Annotated in this window: 21 protein-coding genes and 1 tRNA gene; 10 read left to right on the top strand and 12 right to left on the bottom strand. The window is 70.6% G+C overall.

The features are described from left to right. Positions 1-5: 5 nt before the first annotated feature. Positions 6-1,364 (bottom strand): allophanate hydrolase, encoded by a 1,359-nt coding sequence (atzF, locus tag LWC35_RS18040; RefSeq protein WP_232871318.1) that lies wholly within the window; start codon positions 1,362-1,364, stop codon positions 6-8. Positions 1,365-1,417: 53 nt separating this feature from the next. On the opposite strand from atzF, the gene LWC35_RS18035 reads away from it, so the two are divergent. After that, positions 1,418-1,849 carry a hypothetical protein gene (locus LWC35_RS18035; protein ID WP_232871317.1) on the top strand — a complete coding sequence of 144 codons (432 nt, stop codon included), beginning with the start codon at positions 1,418-1,420 and terminating at the stop codon, positions 1,847-1,849. Here LWC35_RS18035 and LWC35_RS18030 read toward each other — a convergent pair. Together LWC35_RS18030 and LWC35_RS18025 are read right to left on the bottom strand one after the other, a co-directional pair. Continuing rightward, positions 1,791-2,495 carry a GntR family transcriptional regulator gene (locus tag LWC35_RS18030; RefSeq protein WP_232871316.1) on the bottom strand — a complete coding sequence of 235 codons (705 nt, stop codon included), beginning with the start codon at positions 2,493-2,495 and terminating at the stop codon, positions 1,791-1,793. The two genes, LWC35_RS18035 and LWC35_RS18030, sit on opposite strands and share 59 nt — an antisense overlap. Positions 2,496-2,553: 58 nt before the next feature. After that, complete coding sequence (locus LWC35_RS18025; RefSeq protein ID WP_232871315.1) at positions 2,554-3,282, bottom strand: VIT1/CCC1 transporter family protein; 729 nt, start codon at positions 3,280-3,282, stop codon at positions 2,554-2,556. 58 nt (positions 3,283-3,340) lie between these two features. On the opposite strand from LWC35_RS18025, the gene LWC35_RS18020 reads away from it, so the two are divergent. The 4 genes from LWC35_RS18020 (at position 3,341) to LWC35_RS18005 (ending at position 6,284) form a co-directional block, all read left to right on the top strand. Next, positions 3,341-4,822 (top strand): cryptochrome/photolyase family protein, encoded by a 1,482-nt coding sequence (locus LWC35_RS18020; RefSeq protein WP_232871314.1) that lies wholly within the window; start codon positions 3,341-3,343, stop codon positions 4,820-4,822. Between the two features lie 44 nt (positions 4,823-4,866). After that, the gene (locus LWC35_RS18015; protein WP_232871313.1) at positions 4,867-5,367 is read left to right on the top strand and encodes a MauE/DoxX family redox-associated membrane protein; all 501 of its coding nucleotides are present in this window, start codon (positions 4,867-4,869) and stop codon (positions 5,365-5,367) included. Between the two features lies 1 nt (position 5,368). Then, complete coding sequence (locus LWC35_RS18010) at positions 5,369-6,142, top strand: DsbA family protein (RefSeq protein WP_232871312.1); 774 nt, start codon at positions 5,369-5,371, stop codon at positions 6,140-6,142. A 69-nt stretch (positions 6,143-6,211) separates the two neighbouring features. Next, positions 6,212-6,284: transfer RNA gene (locus tag LWC35_RS18005), tRNA-Ala, on the top strand. 10 nt (positions 6,285-6,294) lie between these two features. On the opposite strand, the gene LWC35_RS18000 is transcribed toward LWC35_RS18005, so the two are convergent. The 8 genes from LWC35_RS18000 to LWC35_RS17965 all read right to left on the bottom strand — a co-directional run bounded on the left by LWC35_RS18000 (position 6,295) and on the right by LWC35_RS17965 (position 12,163). Then, complete coding sequence (locus LWC35_RS18000; protein WP_232871311.1) at positions 6,295-7,494, bottom strand: tyrosine-type recombinase/integrase; 1,200 nt, start codon at positions 7,492-7,494, stop codon at positions 6,295-6,297. Then, entirely contained in the window at positions 7,491-7,691 is a 201-nt protein-coding gene (locus tag LWC35_RS17995) for a helix-turn-helix domain-containing protein (RefSeq protein WP_232871310.1), read from the bottom strand. The genes LWC35_RS18000 and LWC35_RS17995 overlap by 4 nt, the downstream gene beginning before the upstream one ends. Further along, positions 7,688-9,016: a replication initiator gene (locus tag LWC35_RS17990; protein WP_232871309.1), complete on the bottom strand. Its 1,329-nt coding sequence runs from the start codon at positions 9,014-9,016 to the stop codon at positions 7,688-7,690. The genes LWC35_RS17995 and LWC35_RS17990 overlap by 4 nt, the downstream gene beginning before the upstream one ends. Beyond that, complete coding sequence (locus tag LWC35_RS17985; RefSeq protein WP_232871308.1) at positions 9,013-9,582, bottom strand: hypothetical protein; 570 nt, start codon at positions 9,580-9,582, stop codon at positions 9,013-9,015. The genes LWC35_RS17990 and LWC35_RS17985 overlap by 4 nt, the downstream gene beginning before the upstream one ends. Continuing rightward, entirely contained in the window at positions 9,579-9,794 is a 216-nt protein-coding gene (locus tag LWC35_RS17980; RefSeq protein WP_232871307.1) for a hypothetical protein, read from the bottom strand. Before LWC35_RS17980 ends, LWC35_RS17985 begins: the two co-directional genes overlap by 4 nt. Continuing rightward, the gene (locus LWC35_RS17975; protein WP_232871306.1) at positions 9,795-11,219 is read right to left on the bottom strand and encodes an FtsK/SpoIIIE domain-containing protein; all 1,425 of its coding nucleotides are present in this window, start codon (positions 11,217-11,219) and stop codon (positions 9,795-9,797) included. Positions 11,220-11,221: 2 nt separating this feature from the next. Then, the gene (locus LWC35_RS17970; protein ID WP_232871305.1) at positions 11,222-11,431 is read right to left on the bottom strand and encodes a hypothetical protein; all 210 of its coding nucleotides are present in this window, start codon (positions 11,429-11,431) and stop codon (positions 11,222-11,224) included. A 351-nt stretch (positions 11,432-11,782) separates the two neighbouring features. Then, positions 11,783-12,163 carry a hypothetical protein gene (locus LWC35_RS17965; RefSeq protein ID WP_232871304.1) on the bottom strand — a complete coding sequence of 127 codons (381 nt, stop codon included), beginning with the start codon at positions 12,161-12,163 and terminating at the stop codon, positions 11,783-11,785. Between the two features lie 119 nt (positions 12,164-12,282). On the opposite strand from LWC35_RS17965, the gene LWC35_RS17960 reads away from it, so the two are divergent. From LWC35_RS17960 to LWC35_RS40970, 4 genes are read left to right on the top strand one after another with little or no spacing between them, the layout of a single operon-like run. Further along, positions 12,283-13,107, top strand: coding sequence for a hypothetical protein (locus tag LWC35_RS17960; RefSeq protein WP_232871303.1), 825 nt, complete (start codon positions 12,283-12,285; stop codon positions 13,105-13,107). Continuing rightward, on the top strand, positions 13,098-13,901 hold the full coding sequence (locus tag LWC35_RS17955) for a protein phosphatase 2C domain-containing protein (protein ID WP_269804351.1): 804 nt from the start codon (positions 13,098-13,100) through the stop codon (positions 13,899-13,901). Before LWC35_RS17960 ends, LWC35_RS17955 begins: the two co-directional genes overlap by 10 nt. After that, a complete protein-coding gene (locus tag LWC35_RS17950; RefSeq protein WP_232871301.1) occupies positions 13,898-14,254 on the top strand; it encodes a hypothetical protein in 357 nt (118 codons plus the stop codon). Before LWC35_RS17955 ends, LWC35_RS17950 begins: the two co-directional genes overlap by 4 nt. After that, complete coding sequence (locus LWC35_RS40970; RefSeq protein WP_372463062.1) at positions 14,226-14,339, top strand: helix-turn-helix domain-containing protein; 114 nt, start codon at positions 14,226-14,228, stop codon at positions 14,337-14,339. Before LWC35_RS17950 ends, LWC35_RS40970 begins: the two co-directional genes overlap by 29 nt. A 266-nt stretch (positions 14,340-14,605) precedes the next feature. On the opposite strand, the gene LWC35_RS17945 is transcribed toward LWC35_RS40970, so the two are convergent. Further along, positions 14,606-15,589, bottom strand: a complete 984-nt coding sequence (locus tag LWC35_RS17945) for a hypothetical protein (protein ID WP_232871300.1) — start codon at positions 15,587-15,589, stop codon at positions 14,606-14,608. A gap of 569 nt (positions 15,590-16,158) precedes the next feature. Here LWC35_RS17945 and LWC35_RS40345 point away from each other — a divergent pair. Beyond that, on the top strand, positions 16,159-18,165 hold the full coding sequence (locus tag LWC35_RS40345; protein ID WP_232871299.1) for a carboxypeptidase regulatory-like domain-containing protein: 2,007 nt from the start codon (positions 16,159-16,161) through the stop codon (positions 18,163-18,165). The last annotated feature ends 1 nt before the right edge of the window (position 18,166 follow it).

Below are 18,166 nucleotides of genomic sequence, written 5' to 3'. Positions count from 1 at the left end.
GGTTGTCACGGGACCTCCGGAGTGGACGGGACAGGGGTGGGCACGAGCGCTGCGGCCGCGGCGAGCAGCCGGTCCTCCGAGAAGGCGGGACCGACGAGCGTGACCCCACAGGGGCGGCCGTCCGCCGTCGTGCCGGCGGGGACGGCGAGGGCGGCGAGATCGAGCAGGTTCGTGAACTGCGTGTAGCGGCCGAGGACGAGGTTGCGGGCGACCGGCTCCGCGGCCAGCTCGGCGCGGGTGAACGTCGTCGGCACGGTGGGCAGCAGCAGGAGGTCGGCGGTCGCGAACAGCCGGTCGGTCCAGGCCTTCAGCTCCTGCAGCCGGTACTGCGCACGGAAGGCGTCGACCGCGGAGAACCCGGCACCCCGCTCGATCACCGCGCGGGTGACGGGCAGGACGCCGTCGGGGTGGGCGGCGAGGAAGTCCTGCAGGACGGCGAGCCGCTCGGCCACCCATGGCCCGCCGTAGAGCAGGTCCCCGGCCTCGCGCAGCGGGCCCACGGACGTCCGGACGAACCCGGTCGACCGGGCCACGGCGGCATCGGCCGCGGCCTCGAACGCCGTGCGCATGCCCGCGTCGCCCTCGAAGTCGAGGTCCTCGGGGACCGCGAGGGTCAGGCCGCGCGGCAGGGGGGTGCCGGTGCGGGACCACGGGTCGTCGGGATCCGGGCCGGCGAGGACCCGCAGCACGGCGGCCGCGTCGGCCGTGTCCCGGGTGAAGACGCTGACGCAGTCGAGCGACCGGCAGGCCGGCACCACCCCGGAGGCCCCGACGAGCCCGCGGGTCGGCTTGAGCCCGACGACGCCGTTGAGCGCCGCGGGCACCCGCCCGGACCCGGCGGTGTCCGTGCCCAGGGCGACCGGCACGATCCCGGCCGCGACCGCCACCGCGCTGCCCGAGCTGGACCCGCCGGAGATCAGGTCCCCGCCGAACACGCTCTCCGGCGCGCCGTAGGGGGAGCGGCCCCCGTTGAGCCCGGTGGCGAACTGGTCGAGGTTCGTCTTCCCGACGACGACCGCGCCGGCCTCGCGCAGCCGGCGCACCGCGCCGGCGTCGACGGTCGGGGTCCGGGAGAAGGCCGGGCAGGCGGCCGTGGTGGGGAGGCCGGCGACGTCGATGTTGTCCTTGACCGCGACCGGGACGCCGTAGAGCGGCAGCGCCGCCGGGTCGAGGTCCTCCAGCTCGGCGGCGCGTTCCCGCAGTTCGGCGGCCGGCGTGACGCTGATCCACACCGCGTCGTCGCCCCGCTCGGCGATCCTCCCCAGCACGGCGTCGACCACCTCGCGTGGACGGAACGTGCCCGCGCGGTAGGCCGTTCGGAGGCCGAGCACCCCCGTCGAGGAGGCCGCAGTCGCTGTCTGCACCCGGTCGATTGTCGACAGTTTGGTGTCAGGGGAAGGTGTCGTGCGTTACGGCTGTGTTAGGCCTGCCGTCCGTACGCATTTCTCACGACTTCATCGCCTTCTTCGACTGCCTGCACGACATGCCCGATCCGGTCGGCGCCCTGCGGGCCGTCCGGGCCGCGCTGGCCGACGGGGGCATCGTGATGCTCGTGGAGCCGATGGCGTGGGACACCGTCGCGGAGGGGCTCAACCCGCTCGGGAAGGTGTTCGCCGCCGCCTCGGTGTACGTCTGCCTGTCGAGCGGCCTGTCGGGTCCGCCGCAGGCGTGGCTGGGCAACCAGGCCGGACCGGCGCCGACGTGTGCGCTCGCGCGCGAGGCCGGCTTCGGCGCGGCCGGGTGGCGGCCGCGACCCCTTCAACCTGATCGACGAGCTGAGGCCCTGACGGTCAGGGTTCGAGCTCGGGGCGGAGGTAGGTCCGGGCGCCGTGGCTCGCCAGTGCGGTGAGAACCGCCTGGGCGTCGCCCGAGGCCACGGCCTCGTACAGGTGCCGGTGCCGGTGTGCGCCCTCGGCGGGGGAGCGCTGCTCGGCCTCGCGGCGCATGTTGGCGGCCATGTAGAGCTGCAGCTGCATGATCACCGGCTCGTAGACCCGGAGCAGGTGCCGATGACCCGCGAGCGCGACCAGGGCGAGGTGGAACTCGCGGTGCGCCTCGGCGCGGTCGACGGCGGCGTGGTCGTCGTGCTCGCCGTGTTCGTCGGAGCTCGCCGCCCGCTCGATCCGCTCGACCGCCCGCTCGAGCACCGCGAGCTTCTCCGGGTCGGGCCGGGCGCCCCCGCCGAGCGCGGTCTCCACGGCGTAGCGCTCGAGGGCGTCCCGGAGCCCGAACAGCTCGGTCATGTCGCGCGCCGACAGCTCCGCCACCCGGACCCCGCGGCGGGGAAGGTGCTCGACGAGGCCCTGCTGGCCGAGCAGCCGCAACGCCTCGCGCACCGGGGCGCGGCTGATCCCGAACCGCCGGGTCAGCTGCTCCTCCACCAGCCGCTCGCCGGGCCCGATGGCCCCGCGCAGGATGTCGCCGCGGATCCGGTCGAGGGCGAGCTCGACCAGGCTTTGCGCGCCGAGCCCCTCGAGCGGGACCTCAGCGGTCACGGCGTTCTCCTGACGTGCGGTGCGGGCATGCCGGCGACCAGCCTGTCACACCCGCGGGTCAGCCGGCCGTCACACCGATCAGCATGCCCACGAGGTAGGTGGCGCCGGCGGCGATCGCGCCGAACATCAACTGCCGCAGGCCGCCGCCCCACCACGTGCGCACCGTGAAGCGGGAGGACAGGGCGCCGGCGACGAAGAGCCCGACCGCCCCGATGCCCAGCCCGAGCAGCAGCGACGGGGAGCCGAACAGGAACGACAGCAGCGGGATGATCCCGCCGATCGCGAAGCAGAGGAACGACGACCCGGCCGCCACCCAGGGCGACGGCTTGTCGTCGATGCTGACGCCCAGCTCCTGGCTGACGTGCACGCGCAGCGCGATGTCGGGGTTCGCGCTGATCTCCTCGGCGACGCGGCGGGCGGTCTCCTCGGACAGCCCGAGCTTGCGGTACTCGTCGACGAGCTCGGCCTGCTCGGCGCGCGGGTGCCGGGCCAGCTCGCGACGCTCGACCTCCGCCTCGGCGTCGATCGCCTCGTTCTGGGTGCCCACCGAGGCGAACTCGCCGAGCGCCATCGAGAAGGCGCCGGCGACCAGGCCGGCGATGCCGGTCAGCACGATCACCTGCCGGTCCGCGCCGCCACCGCCGACGCCCGCGATCAGCGCGATGTTGGTGACGAGGCCGTCCATCGCGCCGAACGTCGCCGCGCGCAACCAGCCGCCGGAGACGTCGCGGTGCCGGTGGTCCTGCCGGTGCTCGGCCAGCTCGGCCTCGAAAGCCGGATCGCTCACGCCGCGAAGCCTAATCCGTCGACTCGCGACCGCCCCGCGGCGAACCGACACTGATCGGATGGGACGGGAACCGCTCTGGCTCTTCGCCGACCAGCTCGGCCCCCACGTGCACGGCACGGAGGGGATGCGCGACCGCGAGGTGGTGCTCGTCGAGTCCGGCCGGGCGCTGCGCCGCAAGCGGTTCCACCGGCAGAAGCTGCACCTCGTACTGTCCGGGATGCGGCACCTGGCCGCGGATCTGGGGGACCGCGCCCGGTACGTGCGCGCCGACACCTACCGCGAGGCCCTCGAGCAGGTGGGCGAGCCGGTGGTCGTCCACGCGCCGACGTCGTTCGCCGCGGCCGAGCTCGTCGAGCGGCTGCGCAAGGACGGGCTCGTCGCCGACGTCCTGCCCACCCCGACCTTCGCCCTCCCGCGTGCGGAGTTCGAGGAGTGGGCGGGCGAGCGCGGCCGGTTCCGGATGGAGGACTTCTACCGCGCCCAGCGCGAGCGGTTCGACGTGCTGATGGACGGGGACCAGCCGGTCGGCGGGCGCTGGAACCACGACCCCGAGAACCGCGAGCCGCCGCCGAGGGGGGAGCGCACGCTGCGGGTGAAGGGACCGTGGCAGCCGAAGGAGGACCGGATCGACGACGAGGTCCGCCGTGACCTCGACGAGGCCGGGTACCCGACCGTCGGGCGGGACGGGCCGCGCTGGTTCGCCATCACCCGCGACGAGGCCGTCGAGGCCCTGCGGCACTTCGTCCGGCACCGGCTCGGCACCTTCGGGCCCTACGAGGACGCGATCCTCGAGCAGGACTGGGCGATGTCGCACTCCCTGCTGTCCGTGCCGATGAACCACGGCGTGCTGCACCCGCTCGAGGCCGTGCACGCCGCCGAGCAGGCCTACCGTGACGGGGACGTCGACCTGCCGAGCGTCGAGGGGTTCGTCCGGCAGATCCTCGGCTGGCGCGAGTACGTCTGGCACCTCTACTGGCACTTCGGCAAGGGCTACACCCGGCGCAACGCGCTGCGGGCCCGGACCCCGCTGCCGGACTGGTGGGCCGAGCTCGACGCCGACGCCGTCACCGCGGCCTGCCTGCGCAGCGCGCTCCAGGGCGTCCGGGACCGCGGCTGGGTGCACCACATCCCGCGGCTGATGGTCCTGGGCAACCACGCTCTGCAGCGCGGCTACCGGCCGGCCGAGCTCAACGAGTGGTTCCGCAGCGCGTTCGTCGACGGCTTCGAGTGGGTCATGCCCGCCAACGTCATCGGGATGAGCCAACACGCCGACGGCGGGAAGATGGCGACGAAGCCGTACTCGTCGGGCGGCGCCTACCTCGACCGGATGAGCGACCACTGCCGCGGCTGCGCGTTCGACCCGAGGAAGCGGCTCGGCGACGACGCCTGCCCCTTCACCGCCGGCTACTGGCAGTGGGTGCACCGGCACCAGGGCCTGCTGGCCGACAACAACCGCACCGCCCGGGCCGTGGCGGGCATGAACCGGCTGAAGGACCTCGGCGCGGTGCTCGAGCAGGAGTCGGCGCGCGAGCAGTTCTGAGAGTCGCTCACCCGGGTCTCAGGTGACCCGGATACGGTCGCGGCGTGACGAGGGGCCGTGTTCTCGACGGGGTCGGCACGCTCGCGCGGCTCGGGCTCGCGGCCGTCTGGCTCGTGTCGGGGCTGCTCAAGGCCGTGGACCCGGCGCAGACGTACGTCGCCGTGCGGGCCTACGACGTGCTGCCCCGGGAGGCCGTCGCGGTCGTCGCCGGGGTGCTGCCCTGGTTCGAGCTGGCGCTCGGCCTGCTGCTCCTGCTCGGGATCGGCACCCGGGTGGTCGCGGTCCTCTCGGCCGCGCTGCTGCTGGTGTTCGTCGCCGGCGTGAGCCAGGCCTGGGCGCGCGGGCTGAACATCGACTGCGGCTGCTTCGGGGGCGGCGGAGCGGTGGCGCCCGGGCAGACGCAGTACGTCCAGGAGGTCCTCCGCGACACCGGGTTCCTGCTGCTGGCGGCCTGGCTGATCGTGCGGCCGCGGACGCTGCTCGCCGTGGAGAACAGGCTGGCCGGCCCCCTCGTCACGTCGGGTTCGGGTGCGGAGAGGAACTGACGTGGGCGGAGCGGATCGCAGCGACCGGAAGCGGCGGCAGGCCGCGGCCGAGGCCCGGCTGCGTGCGGCGGGGATCACCCCGAAGCGGCGGGGGCCGGGCGGGCTGAGCGGCACGAGCCTGGTGCTGACGATCGTGGCCGTCGTCGTGATCGCGGCGATCGTCGTCGGGGTCGTCGTGACGATGAAGAACAAGGCGGCCGAGACGGCCGCCCCGGCGGCGAACTACCCGGTCGCGCGCGACGGCGCGGTCATCACCGCAGGGCAGGCCGCGGCGCCGGTGACGGTGGACGTCTACGAGGACTACCTCTGCCCGTACTGCGAGCGCTTCGAGACGACCTACAAGGACCAGCTGACGACCGCGCTCAACGCCGGCCAGATCAAGGTCAACTACCACGCGATCTCGATCCTGGACCGCGCCAGCAACCCCGTCGGCTACTCGACCCGCGCCGCCAACGCGGCCATCTGTGCCGCCGACGCCGGTATCTTCCCGGCCTACCACGCCCAGCTCTACGCCGAGCAGCCTGCGGAGGGCAGTGCCGGCTTCAGCAACGACGAGCTGACGGCCAAGGGCACCGCCCTCGGCGCCGGCCCGGGCTTCGGCCAGTGCGTGGCGGCCCAGGCGAACACCGGGCTGATCGAGAACGCCACGAACACCGCGGCCGCCACCCCGGCGCTGCAGAGCAACGGCCAGTTCGGCACCCCGACCATCGCCGTCAACGGCACGAAGGTCGACGTCAACGCCTCGGACTGGCTGCAGAAGGCCATCCAGGGCTGAGGGCCGACCCCCGTGGGGACCCCCCTCGAAAGGGTCCCCGCGGGGTGTTGTAGTGTTTCCTCATCGCAAGGGGCTGTGGCGCAGCTGGTAGCGCACTTGACTGGCAGTCAAGGGGTCAGGGGTTCGAATCCCCTCAGCTCCACCCTTCCTGATCAGCCCGGACAGTGGTCCGGGCTTTTCTCGTTCTCGGGGTCGTTGTCCGCTGAGTGACTATCTGAGTGACTAGCGGCGAGCGGGAACAGGTCGTCCATCGCGGTCGCACCCTCGTCGAGGACGGGCTTGAGTTGCTTTCGGTAGACGGCCTCGGTGACCGCCGTCCCGCTGTGCCCGACGAGCCGGGAGATCTGCTCCAACGGCACACCGGACTCCGACAGCAGAGAGACGAAGCTGTGCCGCAGCTCCCGCGGAGTCCACGCCTTCGGATCGAGCCCGGCCGCCTCGACCACCCTCCGGAAGGTGCGGCGGACGTTGTGGGCGTCCATCCCCGTTCCGTTGGCTGTCGCGAATACGAGGTCGTCGGGGTCGACGGTGCGGCCGATTCTGTGCCGCCGGAGTGCCTCGACGCAGCGGAGGGGCATGGCGATGCGTCGCCGTGACTTGCGGGTCTTGGTGTCGCCGCCGAGCCGAACCGAGCGGAGGACGGAGATCGAGGGCGGAATCGGCGGCTCGGCATCCGGCCTGCCTTCGAGGTCGACGTCAGCCCATCGGAGCGCGCGCAGTTCCTCGGTCCGGCCGCCGACCAGCAGCGAGAGCACGATGTAGGCCCGCAGCGGCGAGCCCTCGGCGGCGGCGAGCAGCTTCTCGGCCTGGGCGAAGGTGAGCGACTTCGACGGTCGGCCGCCCTTGCCGGTGGGGATCTCGCACAGCCCGACGACGTTGCGCCGGACCTTGTCGCGCGCCATCGCGTAGTTCACGGCGCGATTCAAGATCGAGTGCATGAGTCGGAGCGTGCGAGTGCTGACCTGGGACGACTCCGCGCGGAGCCAACGGTCAACGTCCTCGGCCGACAGGTCCGCGAGCCGTCGACGGCCGAGCGACGGGATGATGTGGTGTTCGGTGACCGTCCGGTAGTTCGAGACGGTAGCGGGGGAGCGGCCCGACAGGGCGTAGTCGAGCCAGTAGGTGACCGCCTCGCCGACGGTGTAGCGCGGCGTCCGCGAGGTCAGCCCGTCCTCGTGGTCCCGCAGGATCCGCTTGAGCTTGTCCTTCGCAGCGGTCTTGGTCGTCCCGCTAGCCTTCTTCGTGATCCGCTTCCCGCGTCCGTCGAAGCCGAGGGTGGCCGTGGCGATCCACCGCTGTCGACGCTCGTCCCAGTGCAGCCCGCCCTCCCCGCGGCTGCGACGGGTGGTCACGAGGCGATCCCGAAGTCGTCGGCCTCCCGCTCCAGGAGCGCGATGTAGTCGGCGATGGCGGAAGCGGAAATGAGCCGGACGCGGCCGACGCGGACAGAGCGCAGCCGACCGCTGCGCAGCTCCTCGTAGAGGGTGCTGCGGCCCAGGGAGAGTAACGCCATGACGTCGGGGACGCGGTACAGCTCCTTGGGGCTCATGTCGTCCTCCTGGCGGCTCGGCGGTCGTCGCGGATGCGTTCGGCGTGGGCGATGGCGAGTTCGCGGTCGGTGTCGGTGTGGTGGCCGATGCCGACCAGCGCCCAGGTGTTGACGACGATCACCGGGTCGTCTGCGGGGTGGCCGAGCTCGGTGAGCTGCTCGGTGAGCCGCCAGGCCCGGCGCTCGCCGAGGATGGTGCGGAAGGTGGTGGAGTAGGCGCGGCTCTTGGTGAGGAAGTGGCCGCGGAACCCGAGCATGTGGGCCCACTTGCGCAGGTTGAGATCCCTGTAGCCGTCGAGGCCGCCGAGGTGCCAGGCGGTCTCGATGAGCCGCCGGTGGTGCTCGGCCAGGTCCAGTTGCTCGAGGTGGGCGAGTGACCGGATGGGTCGGTCGGGGTGGCCGTCGGTCTTGCCGGTGCCCTTGGTCGCGTACTTGGCGATGTAGCCGGCCAACCGTGAGTCGGTGATCTCGCCGTGTTCGTCGGTGACGGCGTCGTGGGCGGTGGGGGTGATCTCGCGCAGGTCGAGCTGGGTGCCCCAGCGCAGCGCCAGGGTGGTGCCGTCGGGCTGGGCGACGTCGAGGACGGTCGCGGCTGCTGCCTCGCGCACCGCGTCACGTAGGGCCTCGGCGGTGAGCCCGGCGGGTGGCGGATCGGCCGGGCCGTCGGGCCCGTCGAGGCGGATGGCGGCGTGGAAGTGGACGAGCCCGCGGCGCTGGTACTCGGCGACCTTGGCGTAGGACAGCCGGGCGACCTTCCCAAACTGCCGTCCCGAGATCCCGAGCCGGGCGGCGAGGGCGCGGCGCAGGGCGATGGTGAACCGGTGCCAGAGCTTGCCGGCGTGGGCCTGCCAGAGCACCGCGCCGGTGTAGTCGTAGGTGTCGTGGTCGATCGCCCCACCCAGGCGCGGGTCAGGCTCGCGGTGGTACTCCCCACACTGGCAGGGGATGACGCGGCCGCGGGTGGTGAGCCGTCGAGTGTGGACCGGCCCGAACGAGGGGGCGGTGAGGGTGAGGAACGCGCGAGGCCGGTCGGTGACTGAGGCGGGGATGCCGCGTTCTTGTCCGGCGAGTCCGGCGCGGATGAGGTGGAAGGCGTCGGCGGCGTAGCGGTCCGAGCAGGCCGGGCACACGGTCTCTCGCCGGTTCCCGCACGGCGCCCACACCTCCCCCGACCGCTGCGCGAGCACCTGTCCGCTGGTGGTGGTGATGGTCGAGGAGCCGCGCAGCCGCACGGGGTGGGCGCAGCCGCCGGTGGCTTCCATCCGGGCCCGCCAGGTCGGGTAGTCGAAGCTGCGCAGCCGGGTGGACAGGTCGAGGTCGCTCATCGTGCGTGGTGCTTGTGTTCGTGGTCGATCTCGACGAATTCCGCGCGTAGGCCGTGGTGGCGGGCGAGGCGTTCGGCGCCGGCGCGGAAGGAGCGGGCGCGGCCGATGACGTGGCCGGTGTCGGTTTCGACGAGGTAGGTACCGTTCTCGCGGACGATGGCTCCGGTGAATGCGTTGGCGGTGACCAGGCCGTGCCCGGGGCGGACGACGTCAACGAACACCCGCACCGCGTCTCCGGGCTGCGGGCCGGTGGCGGTGGCGGAGACGTCGACCGTGGTGGCGGGTTCGGGTTCGGCGCGCCCATCGACGGTCACCGAGATCCGCGGCCCGTGCACGAGGCGCCCGGCGGCGATCAGCTGGTGGACGGTGGTGGCGACGTCGGGCCGGACGGGGATGGCGTGCTTGGCCGCGCGGGTGCCGATGTGGCGGGTGTGCACCGCCTCTGAGACGCCGACCAGGAGATAGCCGGGGTCGTGGGCGTCGCGGATGACGCGGTCGGTGGTGTCGTCGTCGAACAGAAGGCCTTGGCCGTCGATCTCCCGTCGCTGCCGGGGCACGCGGGTCATCGAGTCCACCACCACGAGTAGCGGGCTTCGGTGCCCCACTCAGCGGCCAGCGCGCGGGTCATCCGGTACTCGACGAGGCCGGCGCCGAGGACGGCGGCCCAGAACCATCCGGAGCCAGTGCCGAGCAGCAGCCAAAGCACTCCGAGGGTGATGGCGAGGGCGAGGGTGACGCGCAGCCAGGTCGCGGCGGCCCATCCGGTGACGGCCCACATTCAGGCCACCTCCCCGATCGCGCGCAGGGTCGGGCGGGTGGACGGGGCGCAGCGGCTGACGAGCTCGTCGATCTCGTCGTCGGTGACCAGGGCGGCGCGGAAGCGGATCGGCAGCCGGGAAGCCTGGTCGATGACGTACCCGATCCCGGCATGGGCGAGGTCGCCCGGGATCTCGTCGGCCAGCGCACCGCGCTCCCGGGCTCCGTCCCCGAGGACCATGTCCACGTGCGAAGAGGCGGTCACCCCGAGGCAGATCCGAGTGGGGAACAGCTCGCGGACGTCGACGACGTCCTTGGACGGCTCTTGCACGTAGCCCATGACTGAGGTCAGGCACGCTCGGCCTTGGGTGAGGATCTCGGCCAGCAGGCGGAGGGCTTCGCGGACGTCGGCGCGTTCGCCGTAGGCGGTGAGCATCGCTAACTCGTCGATCATGACGAGGTCGAGCGGGGTGTCTGGGCTCAGGTCGAGGCGCCGCAATCCGTGCTCGGCCATGTACTGCTGGCGGGACTTCATCTCGTCGCGCAGGTCGGTGAGCAGGGCGATGGCCTCAGCCGGGGTGGTGGCGTGGCGGTGGAAGAGCCGGCGGCCGCGCTGGGTCTCGGCGCCGCCCTTGAGGTCGATCACGTGCAGCCGCACCAGCCGGTCGCGGATCGCGGGTCCCATCGCGCGCAGGGGTGCCCAGATCAGCGAGCCCTTCCCGGAGCCGGTGGCGCCGGCGACCAGGACGTGACGGCCGGGGACCGCGAGGTGGAAGGGGCGGCCGTACTCGTCCTCCCCGACATGCAGGGCGGCGAGGTCGACGGATTGGACGTCGGTGGGGATGGCGGGTGCGGGGATCGGCAGGGTGAAGGGCATCTGTCGCTCGACCACCACGGTGAGGACTCCGGGGCGGTGGCGGGCGACCGCGACCCGGTGGGCTCGGAGGGCGTCGGCGAGGGTCTCGGTGCGTCCGGCCCATACGGTGAGGTCCTGGCCGCGGGTCAGGCGCACGCGCAGGGTGTCGATCGAGCGGGTGGCCGAGCGAACCCGCAGGACGCGGGGTGCGTCGATCCGGCCGGTGTGCGGGTTCTCCCTGGCGAGTCCGCATTCGGCCAGGACTGTGGCCCAGCGGCGGCCGCGGTAGGTGGTCCAGCGCCGCCAGAACGCCCGAAGTGTCGGGGCGGCCCAGCGGTCGAACGAGGGCGGATGCAAACGCCCCCACACCACCGCAGTCAGCACGAGCAGACCGAGAGCCGCCGCGCTCGGTATCGCCCCGATCATCACTGCGGCGGCGATGATGCCGGTCGGGACGAGCGCGAACAGCGGATGACGGACGAGCCAGGCCAGGGCGCGGAACTCCCCACCGACCGGCCGGGACGAGTGCCGCACCACCTCGCGATGGCTGGTGTAGTGGCGCAGGGACGGGCGGTTGGTCGGGCGGTTCATGGTCAGACTCCCTTCCGGATGGCGAGCTGCGCGAGCCGCAGGCCCTCGGCGATCCCGGCCCGCCACGCCTGCTCGGTAGGGACCTCCGGGGCGGTGGCGTGCAGGAAGCGGCGGCGTTCGCGGTCGAGACGGCGGACGAGACGCCCTACCCTGTGCGTGGGTCGGCGGCCGTGCTGAGCGCGGGTGCTGGTGCTGGTGCTGGTCAGAGGCATGACGTCTCCGTGGTAGTGGTTGCGGTGCAGGGGGTTCCGGTGCCGTGACACCCGGGGCACAGGCCGTCGCCGGGGCAGGCCGGGCACTCCCGGCTGTCGTCGGCGCCGGGGTGGGTGTCGGGGGTGGTGCCGTAGCCGTCGCAGGTGTCGCAGGCCCCGGAGCCGGTGCAGTCTGGGCAGGTGGTCGTGGTGATCACGCGGGTCTCCTGGTGGTGCGGGGTCTGTTTTCGGGCAGGGGGCAGCCACTGCGGATTGCTGCGATTTCGCCGATCCAGAGGGGGGTCGGCTGCCCCGTGCCCGAGACCGGCCGTCAGGCCGCCGGGAAGCCAGGCCGCACGGGCCCGGGTGGTGCTACTTGTCGCCCTGCGGGCGCGGTGCGGGGGCGGGGGCGTGCTTGAGGCCCATCGCCCGCCAGGCCAGGCCGGCGTTCACGCGCCCGGCGGTCTCCATCTGGTACGGGGTGACCCGGGCGTCGATCAGCTCCACGCGGGCGTCCTCCCCGAAGTCGGGGCCGGGGTCGGTCCCGAGCGTCACTTTGATCTCTTCGCCCTTCGGTGCCTTCTCACCGGGCTTGACCCGCAGCTTCGCGAACAGCGACACCGTGAACTGCGTGGCCCCGTCCCGGTCGGTCACCGGGATCTGGGCGCCGTTGGCGTCCTCGCGCATCTTCGGGGCGGGCGGCTCGACCACGGTCAGCTTGTAGCCGCCGAGGTTCACAGGGATGTCTCGCACTGCGCTCTCCTTCATCGAATGTGTAGGCCCCTAAACACGGTCACTGCGACGCCGTTGAGGGCCCTAAACCGATGGTCCCGTGCGGCGCGCCCCTTGTCAAGGGGCCTAAACTCGCGGTCGTGGATGAGGAGTTCGAACGCCTGCGCCGGGAGCCTGACCCGGTGCGCCGTGGGCGCAGGGCGACCGAGCTCCTGGCCACCTACCAGCAGCGATCGGTGGAGCTGGCCCGGTTGCGGCGGACGGCGATCGAGGAGGCCCGCGACCAGCTCGGCGGCAGCTACACCAAGGTCGCCAAGGCCTTCGGGCTGACGAAGGGCCGGATCACCCAGATACGCAACAGCGCCCCGCCGGCGCACCGAGCGTTCTTCGGCGTCGGGCCCCTGGACGTGGCCTTGGTAGGGCGGCGGATCTTCGAGCGCGAGGACATGGTCATCGCCGCCGAGGACGACGTAACCGGCACCCACCTGCTGGCCGAGGTCGAGCAGCTCGCGTTCACCGCGGAGCGGCTGGTGATCGACCCGCGCGAGGAGTGGGAACCGGCCAGGGACGCGATCGTGGTGTGCGGGCCCGCGTCGGCGCACATCGGCAACGCCCTCATCAGCGTGGACCCGGTGCTCGGGATGACCATCGCCGACGGGGGCCGCTGGTACATCGTGGACAAGACCACCGGCGAGCGGTTCGGCTCCCCGATGGACGATCCCGAGCCCCGACGGGCGTGCGTGGCCTACCTCGCCCGGCACGTCCGCGAGGGCCAGGTCATCACCCACATCGCGGGTATCCACGCGCTGGGCTCCATCGGCGCGGCGCAGTACCTGACCGACCACCTGGCCGATCTGTACGCCGCGCACCCTGACGAGTCGTTCAGCATGGCCGTCTCCGCCGAGTTCGACGCCCTGACACCGAAAAGCATCGACGTCCTCATCCCTCCACGCGCATGGGCCTGACCGTCGCCGCCGCCTCACTCCCAGCCGGGACATCGCCCGGGCAGGACAGGTGGGGGACCAACGACCGGGCCGTGGTGATCCTCGACGGCGCCAGCTCGCACAGCTCCGAGGCGCCCCCGGCCGACGAGTACGTCGACGCCCTGTTGCCGGCGCTGCTGGCCCGGGTCGACGACGGAGATCTCCGCGAGCAGCTCCGCGACGCTCTGGTCGACGTCACCGCCCGGCTGGACCTGACCGCGGGGGAGGCGCCGTCGTCCACGGTGCTGATCCTGCGGGTGGGGGAGGAGCTGGTGGAGGTCGCGGCGCTCGGCGACAGCACCGCTCTCGTCGGCCACCCGGACGGCACCACCAGTCGAGTCACCGACGACCGCCTGCAGCACGTCGGTGCCGACCAACGCTGCGCCTACCGCGACGCCCTCGGCCAGGGCGAGGGGTTCGGCGAGGCCCACCGGGCGCGGATGCGCGAGCTACAGCGCAGCGAACGACCGCACCGCAACCGGCCCGATGGGTACTGGATCGCCGAGGCCGACCCGGCAGCAGCCGACGAACTGGTCGTGCGCACCTTCCCGACGTCGGCGGTGTCGTGGGTCGTGCTGGCGACCGACGGCATCCAGAAGCACCTTGACCGGCTCGACGCATGGACCGACGCCGCCTCTCGCGACTCCGCCGAGCTGTCCGCACTGCTGGCGGATGCCCAAGAGTGGGAAAGCGCGGAGGACCCTGACGGCCAGCGCCTGCCCCGGTCCAAGCCACACGACGACAAGACGATCGCGGTGTGGCGGGCGCCGGCATGAGCGAGCTGCCGAAGCACTCGGTGGCCGTGGTCGGAGTGGTCGTCGACGACCAGACCCGTGCCCTGGACGTGCAGCACCGCGACCACGGCCACTGGGAGCCCCCGGCGGTGTACTGGAGCTTGGGGAGATCATCGACGACGGCGTCCGTCGGGTGTCAGGCAGGTGACTGGGGCGAGTGCGAGGGCGGCGATCAGGCGGCATGGCTGAGCCAAGATGCTCGCGAAGGTGGGGGACGGTCGTCGCTCGAGCTGTTCGACGAGTGGATGCATGACGAGCAGTTGCCAGCCATCGATTCGATAGGCCTGCTGGCGCCAGCTGCGGGCCTTGCATGCCGGCGGGGAGTCGGTCGCTGACCTGTGCGCGTCGTTCAAGGTGTCGCGGGCCACCGCCTATCGAATGTTGTCCAAGGCCGATCCTGGCCTGAAGCCGTTAGGCTGACCCGGCCCTGCATAAGCGCACGTCTCGGCCCCAGCGGAACATGCGGGTAGCGCTCCGCATACTGGCGCTTGTAGCCCGCGCTGCCCAGCGGCAACCGCGTACCGCCGAACACGCGTGCCGCCCCAGCGAAGCGTTGAGCTCGATCGCCGTCTTGCCCGGCCGTTCGGCGGCCTCGGCCGTGAAGCAAGCCATATCCTCCTGATCAGGAGGCCCCTTCTTCTTTCGGCGTCACTCACACCGCCACTCGCTCATTGAAGAAACCCAGCCTAACGCAAGCTGTCGAAAGCAGCTCGAATACCAGGGGAGGCCCAGTAGAGGACGCCAGGCGTTGATGCGTCCTCAAGCACTCGGTCGTTGTAAATGACGAATTCTCGGCTCTGCAAGGCGCCTCCCTCACGTTCGTAGAAGTTGACGCGCAACCGTCCGGTCACGATCGCTCCCAGCGCTCCCCCTGGTCGGGCGGGCGCCGCGAAGTTCACCAGGCTGAGGATATCCCGAGCGGCACTTCCTTGTAGACGCGCATTGGGGCCTACCTGCTCCGGCGCCGTCTGACTCGGGAGATAGATCTCAACGCTGTCGACAGCACCTAAATCGACTTCACGCTCGCTTCCATCATCATTGATCAGTCGAATTATCAAGGTCCTATCCCCGAGGAGTGGAGTTACTGGAGGCTGTATCGCTGTTGGCCGTGACTGAGGGGTTGCAGTTTGCCAAGTTGAGCCCGCTTGGAACGTTATCTGGCCATTGCCTGCGTATGTTAAGCCAGTTCGCGCCCTGACTGGATAGTTGATGAGCTTCGCCATCTCAAACAACAAATCTGCGCCGTCCTCGCCCGCACCAGTGTCACAACTGATGAGTGAGAGCATCGCCGATGGGCTCGCGCTCAACCGGCCAATATCTGCTTGCCAAGCAGACTGGTTGAACGTCGCGAGCAGGTGATTATTCGAGTCGGTGAAGGGATTTTGACCGCCGCCAGTCGCGAAGATGCCGATGTTCCCATGGCCAACGATGATGGGGAGCCCGGGAGTGCTGCCCGATGAACCTCCAACGATGTGTGGTGCGAGACATGAAAGGAGGTTGTCGACCGCCTCGGCCGTCTTCCCATGGGACATGTATCCAGGATAAGCGCCTCGCGCACCGGCGAGATAACCATTATCGTTGGTATCACTATCAATTGTGACACAGCTATTCGTACTGCCAGCAGCCGTATCCTGCAGGTAAACCAGGCTAAAGTCGATGTTCTCAGTCATTCACTCTCACTCCTCGGTCGTCACCGTCAGGCCGCCGAGCTAAATCCCTACCACTCCACACCAGGGGAGTTCAATACGTGAACCTGCGTACGCTGGAGTGCATCACGATGCAACTGTCTCCGCTCATGCTGGATTGTTGTGTCATCACTTGTACACCGTCCCACACAGGCATAGCCCTAGGTCTCACTCTCGACCACGTTAGTCATGTGCCCTACAGCTAGCCTTCGCGCACAGGTGTTCCAGCACAGTCGCGCCGCGTTGGCTTCACCCGTGGCGCCGTTGGCTTCACCCGTGGCTACTTGAGCGGGAGATACGTACAACTACGTACTGGTCACGACTCGTGTCGCGAGGAAGATGCAGTACACGTTCCGCGCCTATCGAGCCCAGTCCGCCATGCAAGAAGAAGAGGGGCAGCTGCCTAACTGGCCCTCTAATCGAGAAGAGGCCTTCGTGACACGTAGGCGTGCCTGTATCCGCAGTAGGAGCCGACACTGCCCCACTGAAACGGTGTCCTCATGAGTTGCTGGCCTCCCTGCACCGGGTGGTGTGAGTGCATTAACGACCAGTGCGTGCCAGCGCCGTTCAAGCCCAACGCAGTCCGCATCCGCACCGGCGACGGCCGCTTCCTGCGGGCGATCAACGGCCCGACGTCCTACTACGGGTACCTCGGTCCGACTTCCGAGACGCCAGGAGCGTGGGACACGTTCCTGATCGAAGAACCGGAGACCTGGCCACTCCGCAGCGGAGATCGAATAGTACTGCGCGCCGTTGATGACACCTGGCGGCCACTGACAGACGACGTCATTTCTTATGGGCTGCACATCCTGCGTGGCCCAGTCTACGTCCGCGTCGATCATGGCGTCCTGAAACTTCCAAAGAAGCACAGGAGGGACCCACAGCTAGTCACCTACCAGTTCGGGGGCCCCGACGTTCCCCTGGCCGTGTCATCGCCATTCTCGCCTGGCTACCCGGCCTACACCGGCGACGACCCGAACGAGTGGACGTTCACAATCACCAAGATTGAGGGCGGCAGCCCCGCCGCCGCCGGCACGCCGATCAACACCGGGGACGGCGTGACCTTCAGCTTCCTCAGCGAGAACCCGGCCCAGCCGGAACGATCCTGGCGGCTCCGCGACGACACCAATCCGCCCCGCGTCGACGGCGACGCTGCGCCCGGCGGCCCGACGGCCACCGTGTTCACTGTCGAGCTCAACGAAGTCCAACCCGACCTCGGCTGGCGCCCGCCGGTGGATGCTCCCTGCCGCCAATGCGCGCGCGTCACCGCTGTGGTCAGGCGCCGCGACAGCGGCGATCCGATCGCCGACGCGCACGTCATCGCTCTGGCACCGAGCGTGCCGTTTGCCGGCGACACGCCGCCGGCCCACACTCCGCCGGCCCGCCCATCCGACGGCCGCGCCGGCCTGACCGCGACCGTGGACGACGCCGTTCGCGATTGCGTGCCCGCCGGGCCGATCACGCTGCAAGCCACCGCGAACCGCTTCCAAACCGCAACCGTCACTGCTCAAGTCCCTGGCCAGGGTGCCGTCGATGTGCCGATCCCCATGGACTGCACTGTGGTCACCGGCCGCGTCCTCGACTCCGCCGGCAGCCCTATGCCCGGCGAGTGGGTGTTCCTCACCGACCGTCAAGGCAACCCACTGCTGGACCCCAACGGCAACCCGTACCAGACCAAGACCGACCTGAACGGGCGCTTCCAGTTCGCTTGCGTGCCGCATGGGGAGATCAAGCTATCGACCGACCGAGACCCCAGCGCCGACCGGATCGTGACCATCGGCCCCACAGGCGCGAATATAGAACTGGTCGTGCAGCTCACGTCCGCCACCGTCATCGTCCGGGTCGTCGACGCGGACAACAATGACCAGCCGCTCGACGGCGCCAACGTCCGCCTCACTACCAGCGATGGCGTGGTGCGCACCAGCACCACTAGCGGAGCCCCGCCGCAGGCGGCCTTCGCCGCCGTCACCCCCGCTGGCGCCGCGACTGTACGCGCGACGATGACGGGGTATCTGCCGAACACTGTCCCCGCGACGATCCCAGCATCTGGGACCGTCACAATCACTGTCCGGTTGCGCCGGGACGTCGCCGTGCAGACCCCGACCGCGTTTGTGATGCAGCTCGACTGGGGAGCTACACCACGAGACCTCGACCTGCACTGCTCCGGCCCGGATAACGCGGGCGGGCGATTCCACTGCCTGTTCAGCAATATGCAGCCCGTACCGTACGTTCGCCTCGATGTCGATGACCGCGACGCCACCGGCCCCGAACGCATCACCGTCACTCAAGTCGCCGGCGCGTTCGTTGCAGGCGACTACCATTGCTGGGTCCACAACTTCTCGGGCGAACAGACCTTCGCCAACTCCGGCGCATCGGTGACGCTACTCAGTCTGGACGCAACCTCGGTGCCCACGCAACGCGGCCGCTGGGTAGTCGCCGACGTCCCCGGCACCCCCGACCGGCTATGGAATGTGATGCGGTTCACCATCGATGCGCAAGGGCAGCTGACCGTCACCACCGTCATGGCCTACCAGCCCGGCAATGCCGGCACCGTCCTCTAAC

Origin of the sequence: Pseudonocardia kujensis, assembly GCF_021283305.1 — a bacterium.
Classification (GTDB): Bacteria; Actinomycetota; Actinomycetes; order Mycobacteriales; family Pseudonocardiaceae; genus Pseudonocardia; species Pseudonocardia kujensis.
The sequence above is the reverse complement of the archived record's forward strand: the minus strand, read 5'-3'. Positions and strand labels throughout refer to the sequence as shown.